Below are 16,468 nucleotides of genomic sequence, written 5' to 3'. Positions count from 1 at the left end.
CCTTCCGTGACGGTGTGGGCGCTGTCCGCCCCGCTTCTGCTCCGTACATTCTCATTTGAGATGATTCAACTCGCTGCTTCGTGCACTCACGAGCGCTTGACACGCAATGATCCGCCGGACGCGAGAGTCAGGCACTGTGCCAGGGCGGCGGTGTCGACGGGCTTCTCGAGGAACGCCAGCACACTGTTCGCCTCGATTTTTGCCTGGATTTTCGCCTGCAGGACAGCGGTCGGAAAGGCTGTCATCAGGATGGTGGGCGGAGCGCATCCGAGTTCCAGCAGGCGATCGTGCAGATCGACGCCGGACATGCCCGACATGATCACGTCGGAAATCAGACATGCCGTCTCTGCGACGCTCGCGGACGCCAAAAACTCCTCAGCCGACGCGAAGACGCGCGTGTCCCAGCCTAACGAACGAATCAGGCTCGCGGTGGCAAGGCGGACGGCCTCGTCGTCGTCGACAATGGAAGCTATCCGAGGGACACGTAACTGGCTCACCTCTCCCCTTGGGAAATGGGGCGCAACGGACAGAGCGCGGACTTGAAGGCTCCCCCGTATGCGCTATTGGACCCAAGCGTAGAGCACAAACCGATGGACGAAAATCATACGAATGTATGAGTACCAGCGCCCCGGCTCGGGTGCCATCCCCATCATCTAAAAGCCGCTGGCACGAGAAACTCAATACGCAGGTTGCCTTTAGGAAAGGCGACGTAACTTTGAAGGATCGAGAGCGGGCAACTTCATGGCCGCAATTTTCGCCGCCTCGCTTGCGGGCACACCCAGCGCCCTTAGAATGGACGCCGCGACCGCAGACGCATGCTTAGGACCTGCCTTCCCCAGCAATACTGACCGGATGCCCATCAAGCCCGAGCCCAGCATGACGTCGGCGCCGACCTGTTCGGCATCGATCAAGAACCGCTTCGACTTTACGCCGTCCCGAACGTCGCGGGTCAATTCCCGCGCCATGCTGTCCCCGAGAGGACCGGCTCCGAGACCGATGCGCAGGACCACCCATCCCCAGATTGCATCGTCGGCTGCCCGCTGAACGAAGTAGCGAACGGCGCATGCCATTCGTTGCGCGGGATCGGGCATTGCGGCCGTCAATTCGACAATATGCAGATTGAGCTCCTCAGCCAGGTCTGTCGCCACCGCCGTCAACATGTCCTCGCGCGTTTGAAAGTGGTTATAAAAGGTACCCTTCGCGAGCCCCGCCTTCGCCATGAAGTCGTCGATGCTCGCGTTATCCGGGCCCTTTTCAGCGAGAACCCTGATTCCGGCGTCCATTAGTAAAGCCCGCGTACGGGCGCGACGCTCGCGCCCAATCTCCGCTCGCCTGGCCAATTGCGCCGGCGCCATTCCTGTCTTTTCGCCTGAACTCTTCATCGTCTCCGCGAACCACTCATCAGATCGTTCCCCGATTCTAAGGGACACCGAACATTTGGACAATAAAGTCATTTTGACTATACTGTACATATTGAAGTAGGGACCGGCCATGAGTATGGCCACGACACTCGCGACAGCAGTGCTCACGCCACGGTCTGCCTGACCTTCACAGCTTGGGTGAGGCCGCCGAAACAGGCGGACTCGTCCTTTTAACTTCCGTGGCTTGGCTGTCGTGGCGGCAACGGAGTGCTTACCCTATGCAGCAATTTAACGAAGTTAGTCACCCTGTCGCGAACCTCATTACGCACCCGCATCGCCGGCACGAATCAGTGGCAATGGCGATCCTGGCGCTGGTGGCTGCGGCGATCGCGTTTCACGGCATGCATATGAAGGCGCCGCGCGCTAGCACCACCGCCCAAGTGGTGACGGTCGCTCACGCAACGCTCGGCAACATGCCCGGCCCGGATGAGGCGGATGAAAGCTGCCGTCTTCTTTACGGGACAGGCGGCAGTCTCGCGGCAGAGTGCGGCAAATAAGTAACCCTCCTATACATGGTTCCGGCGCCGATGAGTAACCGACTCCAGATCTTGTGGGACGATGGCGAGCGCGTCTTCAGTCGAGGGCGGCGCCCGGGCGATGTCGGCGGCGACAACGTGCTGATGGTGCGGCCTGCCGCCGAACCTCCGCCGCCGGCGAGCCTCGATCGTCTCGCTCATGAATTCGCACTGAAAGACGAACTCGATGGCGCGTGGGCGCTGCGGCCATTGGAACTGGTTCGCGAAGAGGGCCGCACGCTACTCGTGCTCGAGGATCCTGGCGGTGAGCCGCTCGGGCGGCTGCTCGGCGCGCCCATGGAGGCGGGCAGCGTGTTGCGCCTCACCGTCGGCATCGCCGCGGCGCTGGGCAAGCTGCACCAGCGCGGCCTTGTCCACAAGGATCTCAAGCCCGCCCATATCCTGGTGAACGGCGCGGACGGACGGGTACGGCTCACGGGATTCGGCCTCGCCTCGCGGCTGCCGCGCGAACGGCGGGCGCCCGAGCCGCCCGAGACCATCGCCGGCACCCTCGCCTACATGGCGCCCGAGCAGACCGGCCGGATGAATCGCTCGATCGATTCGCGCAGCGACCTCTATTCGCTCGGCGTTACGCTCTATCAGATGCTCACCGGCGAGCTGCCGTTTACGGCCGCCGACCCGATGGAGTGGGTGCACTGCCATATCGCCAGAAAGCCGGTGCCGCCTGGCGAGCGGTTGGAGACGGTCCCCGCTGCGCTCTCCCGGATCGTCATGAAGCTGCTCGCCAAGACCGCCGAGGAGCGCTATCAGACCGCGGTCGGCGTCGAGCGGGATCTGCGACGCTGCCTCACCAGTTGGGAGCGCGATGGCCAGCTCGACGACTTCCCGCTGGGCGAACACGACACCCCCGACCGGCTGCTGATTCCCGAGAAGCTGTACGGACGGGAGCGCGAGATCGACACCATGGTTGCCGCGTTCGATCGGGTCGTCAAACGCGGCGCGCCCGAACTGGTGCTGGTCTCCGGCTATTCCGGCATCGGCAAATCCTCGGTCGTCAATGAACTGCACAAAGTGCTGGTGCCGCCGCGGGGGCTCTTCGCCTCCGGCAAGTTCGACCAGTACAAACGCGACATTCCTTATTCGACGCTGGTGCAGGCTTTTCAAGGTCTGGTGAGGCCGCTTCTCGGCAAGAGCGACACCGAACTGGCGCGCTGGCGCGGCGCGTTTCTGGAGGCGCTGGGCCCGAATGCACGGCTCATGACCGATCTCATCCCCGAACTGAAGCTCATCATCGGTGAGCCGATCGCTGTCCCGGAGCTCGACCCGCAGCAGGCGCAAAGCCGATTCCAGCTCGTGTTCCAGCGCTTCATCGGCGTGTTTGCCCGCCCGGAACATCCGCTCGCGCTGTTTCTCGATGATCTGCAGTGGCTCGACGCGGCGACGCTTGATCTGCTCGAGGATCTGCTGACCCGCTCGGAACTGCGATACCTGATGCTGATCGGCGCTTACCGGGACAACGAAGTCGATGCCACGCATCCGCTAATGATCAAACTTCGGGCCATCAGGAACACTGGCGCCACGATCGCGGAAATCAGGCTCGTACCGCTCGCGCACGAGCACATAGAGAAATTGATTGCGGATGCCCTTCACTGCAAGTCGAAGCATGCCGCGGCGCTCGCGCAGCTGGTGCATGAGAAGACCGCTGGCAATCCGTTCTTCGTGATTCAGTTTCTTTACTTGCTTGCCGAAGAGGCACTACTCGCCTTCGACTATGACGCGGCGTGCTGGTGCTGGGATTTCGATCGCATCCACGCCAAGGGTTATACCGAGAATGTGGTGGACCTCATGGCCGGCAGGTTGACCCGCCTGCCGGTCGGAGCGCAGGAGGCGTTGCAGCAGCTCGCCTGCCTTGGCAACGTGGCCGCGAGCGCGATGCTTTCAATCGTTCTCGGCGCCTCGAAGATGCAGGTCAACGCGGCGCTATGGCCGGCGGTGCATCACGAACTGGTCGAGCGTCTGGAAGGCTCTTACAGATTTATCCATGACCGGGTGCAGGAGGCCGCCTATTCACTGATCCCGGAAACGTTGCGGGCTGAAGTCCATCTCCGGATCGGACGGCTGCTGGTGACGCAGACGCCCCCCGAGAAACGGGAGGAGGCGATCTTCGAGATCGTCAATCAGCTCAACCGCGGCGCCGCGCTGATCACCGAACAAGAGGAGCGGGACCAGCTCGCCGAGCTCAATCTGACCGCGGGCAGGCGCGCCAAGGGGGCCACCGCTTACGCCTCGGCGCTCACCTATCTCAATGCCGGTGCGGCGCTGTTGGCGACGGATAGCTGGGAGCGCCGGCACGAACTGATCTTTGCGCTGGAGCTGAACCGGGCCGAATGCGAGTTCCTCAGCAGTGCCCGGACAGCCGCAGAAGACCGGTTAAACGCGCTTTCGCCTCGGGCTGCAACGACCGTCGAGCGTGCGTCGGTCGCCTGCCTGCTTCTGGACCTCTACACGGCGCTTGGTCAGAGCGGCCGCGCCGTCGCCGTTGGCCTCGACTATCTCCGGCATTTGGGGGTCGACTGGTCGCCGCAGCCGACAGAGGAGGACGTGCGACGCGAATACGAGCGGTTCTGGTCCCAGCTCGGGCGCCGCAGCATCGAAGATCTGATCGAACTGCCGTTGATGGCCGATCCAGCATCTCTGGCAACGATGGAGGTCCTGACCAAGCTCGTGTCGCCTGCATTCCATACGGAAAAGAACCTCTATCCCCTCGCCATGTGCTGGGCGGTCAATCTCAGCCTGGAGCGGGGCAACAGCGACGCTTCGTGCGCGACCTACGCATGGTTTGGCTGCGTCGCCAGCGCGCACTTCGGCGACCACGAGTCGGCCTATCGCCTGGGGCAACTCGGCTGCGAACTGGCAGAGCGACGCGGATTCACGCGCTTTCAGGCCCGGACCTATATGGCAGCGGGAAGTCACCTGATTCCATTCGCAAGGCAGGTCGGGACTGCACGCGATCTGCTGCGCCGTGGCTTCGAGATCGCGAACCGGAGCGGCGATCTGCTGTTTATGGGGTGGTACAGGGGTCTCTACCTGATCGACAATCTACTCGCAGCGGGCACGCCTCTCATCGAGGTCCAACTCGAAGCCGAGGGCGGTCTCGCATTTGCACAAAAGATGCAATTGGGGCACCACGTCGAGCCCATCGCATCGTACCTCGGGCTGGTTCGGATGCTGCGCGGCCTGACGTCGACATTCGGCTCTTTCAATGACGAACAGTTCGACGAAGTCCAGATCGAAACGCGTCTGGCTAGTGACCCGCAGTTCGCGTGGATCGATTGCCTTTACCATACCCGAAAGCTGCAGGCCCACTTCCATGCGGGCAACTTTGCCGCTGCCATCCAGGCGGCGGCCAGAGCGGAACAGGTGCATCCGGGCATCTTGCGATTGCTGTTCACAGCCGCGGATCATCGCTTTTACTGTGCGCTGGCCCATGCCGCCTGTTGCGAGCGCGAACCGGCCGGCGCGCGACAGCAGCACCTGGACGTTGTCGTTGCGCACCATCACCAGCTCCGGGCTTGGGCGGACAACTGTCCGGAAAATTTCGAGGACCGCGCGGCGCTGGTAGGTGCCGAGATCGCTCGCCTTGAAGGCCGCGATGTCGACGCGATGCGCCTCTACGAACAGGCGATCCGCGCGGCGCGCGACAATGGCTTCGTCCAGAACGAGGCGATCGCGTACGAAGTGGCCGCACGCTTTTACGCCGCGCGCGGCTTCGAACAGTTTCGGCGCCTGTATTTGCGGCAGGCTCACTCCTGCTACCTGCGTTGGGGAGCCAACGGGAAGGCGCGGCAACTTGAGGAGAAGTATCCGCACCTTGGCGTGGAAGAGCCCGCGCCGCGCCTGACGAGCACAATCGGCGCGCCGGTCGAACATCTCGATCTCACGACTGTGATCAAGGTATCGCAGGCCGTCTCGGGCGACATCGTCCTCGACAAGCTGATCGATACGCTCATGCGCACGGCGATTGAACAGGCCGGTGCCGAGCGGGGTCTATTGATTCTTCCAGACGGCGGCGAACAACGGATAGCAGCAGAAGCGACGGCCGGCGGCGACACGCCCCGGGTGCAGCTGCGCGAGAAGCCGGTGACTGCCGCGGTGCTGCCGGAGTCGGTCCTCTATCATGTCCTACGCACCCGGGAGAGCGTCATTCTCAACGATGCCGCGGCCCAGCCCCCGTTTGCGACGGACCCCTACATCCATCAGCATCGTGCCCGTTCGATTCTCTGCCTGCCCCTGATGAATCAGGCCAGGCTAACCGGCGCGCTCTACCTCGAAAACAATCTGATGGCCCACGTCTTCGCACCGGCCCGCATCGCCGTGTTGAAGCTGCTCGCCTCGCAGGCGGCGATCGCGCTGGAAAATGCCCGCTTATACCGCGACCTCGCGGAGCGCGAAGCTCAGATCCGGCGTTTGGTCGACGCCAACATCATCGGCATCGTGATCCGGAACAATGAAGGTGCAATTCTCGAGGCCAATGACGCGTTTCTACGAATCGTGGGATACGACCGTGAAGATCTCGTCGCGGGTCGCGTGCGGTGGACGGAGCTGACAACTCCGGAATCACGCGACCGCTCCGCACATGCCCTGGCCGAACTTAAGAATACCGGGACCCTAAAACCTTTCGAGAAAGAGTATTTCCGCAAGGACGGCAGGCGTGTGCCTGTGCTGACCGGGGCAGCGGTCTTCGAGGAAGGCGGGAGCGCGGGTGTCGCTTTCGTGCTCGATCTGACCGAGCTCAAGCAGGCGGAGGGAAAAGTCCGCGAGAGCGAGCGGCGCTATCGTGAAGTGCAGATGGAACTGGCGCATGCGAACCGCGTAGCCACCATGGGCCAGCTCGCGTCCTCAATCGCGCATGAGGTCAACCAGCCGATCGCCGCGACGGTCACCAACGCCGCAGCCGCGCTGCGCTGGCTGGACGCCCAGCCGCCTGACGTCGAGGAGGTGCGGCAGGCGCTCCGCCGTATCGTCAATGACGGTAATCGGGCGGGGGACGTGATCGGACGGATCCGTCAACTGATCAGGAAGGCGCCACCACGCAAGGAAACGGTGGATATCAACGAGGCGATTCGCGAGGTGATCGAGCTCACCCGTGGCGAAACCGTGAAGCACGGCGCCTCGGTGAAGACGCGACTTGCAGACGGCTTGCCCTTCATCGAAGGAGACCGTGTCGAATTGCAACAGGTCCTCCTGAACCTGGTCATCAACGCAATCGAGGCCATGAGCGACGTCAGCGATGGCGCGCGGGAAGTGCTGATCAGCAAGGGAAACGCCGACGCCGACTGCGTACTTGTGACGGTGCGCGATTCGGGGCCGGGCTTTGCCCCGGACAGCACCCCCGAGCATGTTTTCGCCTCGTTCTACACAACGAAGCCCACCGGTTTGGGCATGGGGCTGTCGATCTGCCGTTCGATCGTCGAGGCACACGGCGGCCAATTGTGGGCGAACGCGAACGAGCCTCGCGGCGCGATCTTTCAATTCACGGTGCGCGCTCACCAGAAAGTTAAAGCGGTTGCTGAAAGGCATTGCGTTCAGGGACGGCGAGCCGGTTAAGGACGATCACCGCGCTCATCAAAATTCGCCGCGTGAAGATCGCTACTTATCAAGCCGTACACACACCACCCCTGGGTGTTAGCTCCGTGACGTGAAAATTACATGTTTGACATATTTGTATAAAACACACGTTGTCCATATTTCAAAAAATTCACTATGTATACAAGGCTAGACTTTCGTCTCCCGCAAACGCTGCCCTGTTTGCGAGGAGCACTCAGCTATGGAGAGTCTTGATGAAGTACAAAGTATTGTCTGCCACGCTGCTTGCAGCACTCGGCACGACCGCAGCGCATGCGCAAAGCAGCGTCACCCTGTACGGCCTGCTGGATGAAGGCATTAGCTATAGCAACAACACCGGCGGTCACAGCAATGTCAAGCTGACCGACGCCATGATGCAAAGCAATCGTTGGGGCCTGAGAGGCGCCGAAGATCTGGGTGGTGGCCTGAAGGCACTATTCGTGCTGGAAAACGGCTTCACGCTGAGCAACGGCAAGCTTGGCCAGGGTGGCCGCGAATTCGGCCGAAGCGCTTATGTCGGCCTGTCGAGCAACCAGTTCGGCACCCTGACCATGGGTCGTCAGAACGAATTCATGTACGACTGGGTCAGCCATGTATCGATGGAAAACTTCAACGGCGCAGGTGGCAATACCTTCGCGCACGTGATGGACAACGACAACATGCTCGGAACGTTCCGCGTCAACAACGCGGTGAAATACCAGAGCCCGAATTACTATGGCCTGACCGTCGGCGCCTTGTATGGCCTCTCGAACCAGGCCGGCGGCTTCGCGAACAACCGTGCGTACAGTTTTGGTGCCATGTACAACAACGGGCCGATTCTTGCGACGTTGGGTTACACGCAGATCAACAACAACATCAGCAGCCTCAACAACAGTGGCGCAGTTGATAACAGCGCCAACGGCAGCGGCACCGGTGACCAGAACTTCACCGCAGGGCGTCAGCGTACCTTCGGCGGCGGCTTGAACTACACGTTCGGCCCGGCCAAAGTTGGTTTTGTGATCACGGACACCAAGCTGAACAACGCAACCGCTTTCCCCGGCGGCGGTACGTTGACGGCTGCAAACGCCGCTTATGTTCATTTCACGAACTATGAAGTGAACGCGCATTACAGCCTGACCTCGGCGTTGACCCTAGGCGCAGCTTACACCTTCACCGATGGCAAGTTCGACAATGCTGGGAACGCGGCATCGCCGAAGTGGAATCAGCTCAGCCTGTTGTCGGATTACGCCCTGTCGAAACGCACGGACGTGTACGCAGTCGCCAACTGGTCACACTTGAGCGGCGGTCTGAACTCGGCGGCACCGGGTAATTCGAGCTTGACTGCATTTGAAGGCGCAAGCTCCTATGTCGGCGGGATTGCGGCAACGAAGAACCAGGTGGTCGTGGGCGCTGGTCTGCGCACCCGCTTCTAAGGCCTGATCGAACGGTTGAGGAACGTCGGGCTTGCGGCGATTCGCGTGCGGCAGGGACGAGTGTTTCTCACCCGGCGATGACTGATATTTGTATCGTTGGGGCTCGATTCGTGGGAGCGGAACATTCGCTTCCCCGGGAGAGAGCCGAGTATTGACGGGTGACAAGCTACCTCAACTGCGTTATTCGAGCGCGAGAGGCTTGATAACGTTGCCGGTAGTCCCTGTCACCGAGAAGCGTTCTCCGAGAAACAGTTGGCCCGCCCATTCTGGCGGGCTTTTTTTGGGGGTGACCGTGCCGATCGCGCCGAGCCGAACACAGCGCTGACGAAAGCGGCTTGATGGTGTGATATTTCCACGCGGCATCGAGCACAAAAAGATCACACCATGAGCGTCGGTGACGATCAGAAGCTCGGACGGATTCGCGCCCTGAAACCATTCGAGATCGTTTATAAACTCGCGCTTTGAGCAAGCAAACGGAAGTCATCCATGAAATTCACCAAGTTGTTTGTACTCGCGTGCGCTGCATTCGTGGGTGTTTCGGGCGTTGCGCTCGCCGGAGACGACGCGCTTGCCCCGCGGCAGGTGCCCGCAAAGATCCTGCCAATCCCGGCAGATGTTAGCCCCGAATTGCAAAAACTCATCGCGGCGCCCTATAACCCAGCATGGAATGTGTTGTGGACCACGGGCGAGCAATGGAGAGTGGCTGCCAACGCGCAGGCTGTCACGGTCATGCAAACCCAACCGGCCATGCGGGAACGCCTCGGTGTGACGGTGCAGCCCGATACAATCAACGGTGTGAGGGTGTACGTCGTGACGCCCGATGTTATTCCGCCCGATCATCACGACAAGGTGCTGATTCACATTCATGGCGGCTGCTATGAGCTTTACCCGGGCGAGGCGGGCACGAACGAAGCCGTCATCATGGCGGGCCTGGGGCATTACAAGGTGATTTCTATTGACTACCGGATGCCGCCTGAGGGCTACTTCCCCGCTGCGCTTGACGATGTCGAGACGGTCTACAAGGCAGTACTGCGGTCGAACGATGCGAAGAACGTGGGCGTTTTTGGGACCTCGGCGGGTGGTGCTTTGGTGCTGGAACTGATGCTGCGCGCGAAACAGGAAGGCCTGCAAATGCCCGGCGCGATCGCGCCAGGCACGCCGATGTCGGACCTCACGAAGACTGGCGATTCGTTCTACACCAATGAGAAGGTCGACAACGTCCTGGTGTCACGCGATGGATTCTGCGATGCCGCGGCCGTGGTCTATGCGCACGGCCACGATCTCAAAGACCCACTACTCTCACCTGTCTACGGAGACATGCACGGTTTTCCGCCGGCTATCCTGACCACGGGAACCCGGGACCTGCTGCTCAGCAACACCATTCGCGTGCATCGGAAGCTTCGGGAGGCGGGTGTCGATGCACAACTCGAGGTCTTTGACGGCATGTCGCACGCGCAGTACCAAATGGATGACCGCATACCCGAGACAAAAGAAGCGTTTGGTGAAATTACCGAGTTCTTCAACAGGCACCTCGGTCATTGATCAGGCTTCTTCTACAGGGCTGTCACCATTCCTCTCGTTACTACTGGCGCCGTGATGATTACCGCGAGGCACTTCTGGATTATGTCGTGCAGCAGGAGCACTGCCTGATCGCGATGGAATCGTGCGCGCCGGGACGCAGGCTCTGGCGACCAAAACGCAAATGCTCGGTCACGAAGTATGAGGTTGACCCGGTTCGACGGATAGATCTGCAGTTGAGTTTAATGCGGTGTGGCACCTCCCGATAAGGTTGAATCGCGGGTGGTCCACGGCCAGGCGGCGGGTCGCCTGTCACGACCACGACGCTGCCTGGCGGTGGAGAACCCGCGCGGCAATAAGCTTTGACCTTGCGCATGCAGGTTTTCGAACTCGAGCGGCGAACAGTAGCCGATGCTGCTGTGCAGGCGGCGTATGTTGTACCAGCTCTCCAGAAACGAGAACAGACGCCGCCGTGCCTGTTCGTGGGTCGCGAAGTGTTCGCGACAGAGCAGTTCGGCTTCGAGTGTGCCGAAGAACGACTCGCACATCGCGTTGTCATAGGCATCGCCGGCCGTGCCCATCGACGGCTGTACGCCTGCTTCGCGGCAGCGCCGTCCAAAGGCAATGGACGTGTATTGACATTCCCTGCTTTCGCTCGCGGGCTATTGTCGGTCAAAGGTGTTGTGCATCAGGCGTGAACTGACGGGCAAGTCGTCGGCCAAAGCCGGCGTTCGTGCGTCGATGGTGATATGCCCGCTCACTGCTGCTCACCGGTCGCTCGCCGAGGACCGGAGGCGAATGACCGCTGCCGAGTTCAACGAATGCGTACTGCCGACCCGAAGCGGGCAGTATATCTACGGCATCTGCAAGGCGGTTTTGGAGGCCACAACGGCCGCTCGTCATATCGCGAACGGAGGCATGAAGCCGTCACGTTCACGTCGACCGAACGCACATGCTCCAGGAATAGCGTGCCTGCACGAGTTAAGCGAGTGCTAAGCGTAGTACACGCAAAGAACTGGACGAAGGTCTTCTTCCAACTCCCTGATGGCGCGAGACAGCGGCGACTGTTCAATGTGCAGTCGCTCCGCTGCTCGCGCAAAATGAAGTTCCTCAGCAACTGCGACGAACCGGCGAAGATGTCGAAGCTCCAATCGTATCGCTCCTCCTGAGTCTGTCTCGCTCCGGGGCGCGAGCCGCCGGTATTCATAGGCCAGGGCCCAGAGCTCACGCCATCTTGGAGGCCCGCGCCAGTGCTTGCGTGTCGATGTACTCCCGGATGTTCTTCAATTTACCGTTACGAATAGTGATGACGTAGACGAAATGGTCCTCGAAGGCTTTGTTCGTGGCTTTGACTTTCCCAGTGGCGAGGCCAACAACCAGCACCCGGTCTCCCTGGGCTACGAACTCCGGAGGTTCTGGGAATGAGGTTTCCATTTCACTGGAAGCCTTTTGAAGCAAGGCTGCCAATCCGGTGTGTCCGCAATGCGTGCCGGCCAGCGGCCAGTCCTCACCCGGAATGATCCACTCGATGTCTTCGGCGACCAGCGCCAGCAGACCCTCCCTGTCGCCTCGGCCAATCGCGGCGAAGAAGTTCTTCACGGCCTGGACGTTCTTTTCGGTACTCATAGGAATTTCTCCATTTCCCACGGGTCGTGTCACGCTCGAACTGAGCGCGTGGTGAGGACGCGGTTTCGACGCGTCAGCCGATATCGACCTTCATCGCGAAGTTCCAGGTACCGGCTCCGTGTTTGGCAAGGCTGATCATCATCAGGCCGAGAGCCTCTAGCGTCTGGGCCATCCGCAGGCCTCCGACATCGAACGGACGCAGCCCGAGACTTTCGAGGAAAGTTGAGACGCGTGCCTTCGCCTCTGCATCGTCGGCCGCGATGAACGCATCGAGGTGTCCACCCTTGGCAAGCACATGACCGAAGATGGTGTTGAGACCCTTCACGACACGCGCGCCAGCGGGGAGGCCCTTGGCGATCTCCTGCGCGCCAGAACTGCCGTGGGGGGTGACGAGGCCCGACAGGTCGGGGGCGGCCGGGTTAGTGATGTCGATGATCACCTTGCCATTGAGTGCATCCCCGTAATCGGCCACCGCCGCCGCCGCACTGGTGTACGGCACGGCAAGGATGACGATGTCGCCCGCCGGTGGAGTGCCGTACGTCCCCGTGGTCGCTCCGGCCGCGAGTTGGTCGGCCAGCGCCTGCGCCTTGGCGGGATTGCGGCTGACCACCTCGACGGTATGTCCAGCCTTGGCGATACGGCCGCCGATCGCCGCGGCCATGCTTCCTGCTCCGATGATGCTGATAGTGCTCATGTGTTGTTTCCTCATAAGTTGGGGTATTGCCCGTAGTCTCTCCACTAGGCCCGTTGCGGCCCAGCTCACTGCCCCAGCTCAATTCAGACGGCAGGGAAGTAATGGCCGTTGTCCAAATCGTCGAGCAGGCTGAGCTGGGTGGGCTTCCAGCCGAGGGTCTGGCGGGTGATAGCGTTGGACGCTGGGAGGTCCAGCGTGACCAAATTCGCGAGGAACCCAAAATATCCCGGCAGCATCAGTACGTCCGCGGGAATCGGCGCGGCAGGCAGGTTCAAACGGCTGCCAATGGCCTCGGCGATTTTGCGGAACGGAATACCCTCGTCGGCAATCGCGTGCCAGTTCTTGCCAGCCGGACCCTGCTCCAGTGCCAGGCGGAACAAGGAGGCAAGATCGCGGGCGTGCACGGCCGGCCACAAGTTCGTGCCGTCTCCGGGATAGCCGATGACGCCCTTCTCCTTCGCGATCCCGATCAGCAGCGGGAGGAAGCCGGCTTTGTCGGTCGTGCTGTGCATGATGGGAGGAATCCGCACGATCGACGATCGCACACCCTTCTCAGCGAGGCCGATTGCGGTCGTCTCCACGATGTTGCGAACCCGCAGGGTGCCCTTGTACGCATCGCCGCCGGGAAGGGGCGGGTCCTCCTCGGTGGCTGGCCGGCCTAAGCCCTCCCACCCGGGCGAGCCAATGCTGCCCGACACGACCAGCGGCTTTCCGGTCCCTGCCAGTGCCTCGCCGTAGGCAAGCATGATCTGCACCTCCGCGGCAGCCACGGCGGCGAGTCCGCCGGATGGAAGCAGGTCTTGCCTGTGCGCGACGTGGATGACGCCGTCGGAGTCCGCAGCCGCCTCCTTGAGCCCATCGAGATCCTCCAGGCTGCCGCGACGTACCTTCGCGCCGAGCGCGGACACCGCCGCGGCGGCCGTGTCCGACCGGCCGAGGCCAGTGACCTCGTGTCCGGCGGCGATCAATTCGGAGATGATGTACGGGCCGGAATGGCCGGTACCGCCAGTGACGAAAATGTGCATGTTGCAGTCCCTTTAAGTTGATGTGATGCGAGAAGTATTGCTACGGGAGCTCTCAGCCTAGAAGGCTGACGCCCAGGGAGAAGTTGGTGTGCTTGATGGAGTGAGTCATGAGGCTCAGCCACAACATGCAGGCGTGCTCCAGCGTCCGTGCCATAGTCAGCGGCCCGGTATCCATCGGACGTAGTCCGAGGCTCTCGATGAACGTCGAGATGCGCGCCTTCGCCTGCACGTTGTCCCCAGCGATGAACACGTCCAATGTGTGACCCTCGACTGGACCCGAAGCCAAGACGTGGGAGGACTGAGTGTTGGACGCCTTGACGATGTCCGCATTGGCAGGGGCGACCTTGGCGATCTCCTGCGAGCCGAAACTGTCATCAGGCGTCAAGAAGCCCGTGAAGTCGGATTTGATCGGATTGGTGATATCGACTAGGAGCTTGCCCGCCAGCTTTTCGCCGTACTGCTTCACCATGTCGAGAGCGACTGTGTAGGGAACCGCCAGGATGACAATGTCGCCGGCCGGCGCGTTGCCGAACGTCCCTGTCGCCGCACCAGTTCCGAGCTGCTCGACCAGCGTCTGCACCTTCGCGGCATCGCGACTCATAACCTCAACGGTGTGCCCAGCCTTGATAGCAAGGCCGCCAATCGCTGCGGCCATGCCGCCGGCTCCGATGATGCTGATGTTGCTCATGTGCAGTCTCTTCATGGGTTGGGTAACGCCCGTACTCTCCAAATCGTACGGTTTGCTGTACCATGTGGATCATTGATCCAAATATATGGATCAATGATCCATTTGTCAAGAGACGCCCATGCGAGCCGACGCAAAAAAAAATTACAGCCACATCCTCACGATCGCGCGTGAGGTTCTCATCGAAGATGGTGCCGATGCCTCGATGCGCGATATCGCTCGCCGAGCCAATGTCGGGTTGGCTACGCTGCTTCGTCACTTTCCGACACGGGAAGCTTTGTTTGAAGCGTTGCTATGCACGAATCTGGATGCACTGACGCAGAAGGCAGAAGAACTTGAAACGTCGAATTCCCCTGACGAAGCGCTCGTATCCTGGTTTCGCGAATGGAAGGCGTTCGCCCAAAGCTACAGGGGCGTTGTCGCCCTGATGGCGGCCGCTCACACGAACCCGGATTCCGCTCTTTATGCTTCATGCGCAGCGGTGCACTCAGCGAGTGCGCGACTGTTGCTGCGTGCTCAAGCCGAAGGGACAGCACGTGCCGATATGAACGGGGACGACATGTTCGGCTTGATGGCGGCGCTCGGCTGGCTCATCGACCTACCCTCTTTTGCGCCACGAGCCGATCATCTCTTTCAGATCATCGCGAGCGCAATCCTGACAAGTAAGCGATCAGTGAATGACGCCTCCCAGGCTCAGGACGTTTGAGCTGCCGGCATGTACCAAAGCATGAGCACAGCGTAGTCGTCAGCGGTTGCAGCGAGGGGTAACTTCGCGAACAGCCAGACGAGATAGCGGGAGGGAATCGTGGAGAGGGCCACGTCGGTTCGAACGGCCGCTCACGAATGTGTTGCTGACGTGTGAACGTCCAGGCTGCACGCATGCTGAATGGCAACTGATGGCCGGGTGCCGACCCATGCGATTTTGCATATGCAGGTTAAACCTCGTCAGCCAGCGATCGACAGCACGCGACCCCGAGCCGCCGCTCGAACTCGCGCCACAGCAACGGCTGCTTCCGAGGTGCAACTGCCAGTCGCCTCATCGAATTTGCCGAGTGGCCCTCAGCCGACATCAATCCGATGACGGCCAAACGCAGCGCAGTGACCGATTGTTCAGGCGAACGGCCGATTTGCAACCGCCCTGGCCTGATCCATCAATCCCTCCGATCGCCCGCGACTCCCTCACCACGGGATCGTTTCATTCTCCCAGCGCGTGAACGTCCCTGTTGGGCTGTCCGGGCCCAGCAGCGCGACGCGCACCGCTTCGCGAGCGCCTTCCTCGACGGTCTCGGTGCCCAAATAGCCGTTGAGGTTCGTTTTGGTAAAGCCCGGGGAGACAGCGTTGACCTTGATCCCGTCCGGTTCCAGCTCGATCGCCATGGCGACCGTCAAGGCATTGAGAGCCGTTTTGGACGCCGGATAGACGGGGCCGAAGATCGCACGGTAGGCGAAGGCCGGGTCCGAGTTCGTCGTTAGCGACCCAACGCCGCTCGACACGTTGACGATGCGGGCGCCCGGCGTCGCGCGCAGAAGAGGCAGCATCGCCTGATAAACGGCGAGCACGCCGAACACGTTGGTGTCCCACACCGCGCGCATCTCATCGAGGGACACGTTGCCCGGGCGGGTCGTTTTCGCGTACTCCTCGACGGACTGACCGGATCGCTTTTTCGTGTTCGAAATGGCGGCGTTCTGGATCAGCACGTCGAGGCGGCCGAACGCGTTGCTTACGCGCTCCGCCGCGGCTGTGACCGAAGCCTGATCCGTCACGTCGAGCTGGAGCGCGTGGCCGTCCGGCCCCACCTCCTTGGCCGCAGCCTCGCCGCGCTCGAGATTGCGCGACCCGACCAGCACAGTGAAGCCGTGTGCCGCGAGATCCTTGGCGATCTGAAGGCCGATGCCTTGATTGGCCCCGGTGACCAGGGCGACGGGTTTGTCCTGCATGGCAATCTCCTTGTGGTGTTGCGCTTTAGCGCGCAAAAGCCAGTTCCG

12 protein-coding genes and 2 pseudogenes are annotated in these 16,468 nt (G+C 61.3%); 5 read left to right on the top strand and 9 right to left on the bottom strand.

Annotation, left to right across the window (positions count from 1 at the left end):
• Positions 1 to 86: 86 nt before the first annotated feature.
• Complete coding sequence (locus OKW45_RS00645) at positions 87 to 497, bottom strand: response regulator transcription factor (RefSeq protein WP_429465213.1); 411 nt, start codon at positions 495 to 497, stop codon at positions 87 to 89.
• A 198-nt stretch (positions 498 to 695) separates the two neighbouring features.
• Positions 696 to 1,382, bottom strand: coding sequence for a TetR/AcrR family transcriptional regulator (locus OKW45_RS00640; RefSeq protein WP_429465212.1), 687 nt, complete (start codon positions 1,380 to 1,382; stop codon positions 696 to 698).
• Positions 1,383 to 1,717: 335 nt separating this feature from the next.
• Between OKW45_RS00640 and OKW45_RS00635 the strand changes: the two genes are divergently transcribed.
• The 4 genes from OKW45_RS00635 (at position 1,718) to OKW45_RS00620 (ending at position 10,476) form a co-directional block, all read left to right on the top strand.
• Positions 1,718 to 1,918 carry a hypothetical protein gene (locus OKW45_RS00635; RefSeq protein ID WP_429465210.1) on the top strand — a complete coding sequence of 67 codons (201 nt, stop codon included), beginning with the start codon at positions 1,718 to 1,720 and terminating at the stop codon, positions 1,916 to 1,918.
• 30 nt (positions 1,919 to 1,948) lie between these two features.
• Positions 1,949 to 7,504 carry a trifunctional serine/threonine-protein kinase/ATP-binding protein/sensor histidine kinase gene (locus tag OKW45_RS00630; RefSeq protein ID WP_429465208.1) on the top strand — a complete coding sequence of 1,852 codons (5,556 nt, stop codon included), beginning with the start codon at positions 1,949 to 1,951 and terminating at the stop codon, positions 7,502 to 7,504.
• Between the two features lie 233 nt (positions 7,505 to 7,737).
• On the top strand, positions 7,738 to 8,934 hold the full coding sequence (locus tag OKW45_RS00625; RefSeq protein ID WP_429465206.1) for a porin: 1,197 nt from the start codon (positions 7,738 to 7,740) through the stop codon (positions 8,932 to 8,934).
• Between the two features lie 486 nt (positions 8,935 to 9,420).
• On the top strand, positions 9,421 to 10,476 hold the full coding sequence (locus OKW45_RS00620) for an alpha/beta hydrolase (protein ID WP_429465204.1): 1,056 nt from the start codon (positions 9,421 to 9,423) through the stop codon (positions 10,474 to 10,476).
• Between the two features lie 350 nt (positions 10,477 to 10,826).
• Here the strand turns inward: OKW45_RS00620 and OKW45_RS00615 are convergent.
• The 6 genes and pseudogenes from OKW45_RS00615 to OKW45_RS00590 form a co-directional block, all read right to left on the bottom strand.
• Positions 10,827 to 11,090: pseudogene (locus OKW45_RS00615) on the bottom strand (transposase); the annotation flags it as partial.
• A 302-nt stretch (positions 11,091 to 11,392) separates the two neighbouring features.
• Positions 11,393 to 11,603: pseudogene (locus tag OKW45_RS00610) on the bottom strand (LysR family transcriptional regulator); the annotation flags it as partial.
• Between the two features lie 73 nt (positions 11,604 to 11,676).
• Complete coding sequence (locus OKW45_RS00605) at positions 11,677 to 12,078, bottom strand: nuclear transport factor 2 family protein (RefSeq protein WP_018424352.1); 402 nt, start codon at positions 12,076 to 12,078, stop codon at positions 11,677 to 11,679.
• 73 nt (positions 12,079 to 12,151) lie between these two features.
• Entirely contained in the window at positions 12,152 to 12,772 is a 621-nt protein-coding gene (locus tag OKW45_RS00600) for an NADPH-dependent F420 reductase (protein ID WP_429465203.1), read from the bottom strand.
• A gap of 83 nt (positions 12,773 to 12,855) precedes the next feature.
• On the bottom strand, positions 12,856 to 13,797 hold the full coding sequence (locus tag OKW45_RS00595) for an SDR family oxidoreductase (protein ID WP_429465201.1): 942 nt from the start codon (positions 13,795 to 13,797) through the stop codon (positions 12,856 to 12,858).
• 52 nt (positions 13,798 to 13,849) lie between these two features.
• Entirely contained in the window at positions 13,850 to 14,500 is a 651-nt protein-coding gene (locus tag OKW45_RS00590; RefSeq protein ID WP_429465199.1) for an NADPH-dependent F420 reductase, read from the bottom strand.
• Between the two features lie 103 nt (positions 14,501 to 14,603).
• Between OKW45_RS00590 and OKW45_RS00585 the strand changes: the two genes are divergently transcribed.
• Positions 14,604 to 15,188, top strand: a complete 585-nt coding sequence (locus tag OKW45_RS00585; protein WP_018424348.1) for a TetR/AcrR family transcriptional regulator — start codon at positions 14,604 to 14,606, stop codon at positions 15,186 to 15,188.
• Positions 15,189 to 15,661: 473 nt separating this feature from the next.
• Here the strand turns inward: OKW45_RS00585 and OKW45_RS00580 are convergent, their stop codons facing one another.
• Positions 15,662 to 16,420, bottom strand: a complete 759-nt coding sequence (locus OKW45_RS00580; RefSeq protein WP_429465197.1) for an SDR family oxidoreductase — start codon at positions 16,418 to 16,420, stop codon at positions 15,662 to 15,664.
• Positions 16,421 to 16,468: the final 48 nt, after the last annotated feature.

Source organism: Paraburkholderia lebeckiae (assembly GCF_050436225.1).
Taxonomy (GTDB): Bacteria; Pseudomonadota; Gammaproteobacteria; order Burkholderiales; family Burkholderiaceae; genus Paraburkholderia; species Paraburkholderia tuberum.
This window is presented reverse-complemented; position numbering and strand designations above follow the sequence as displayed.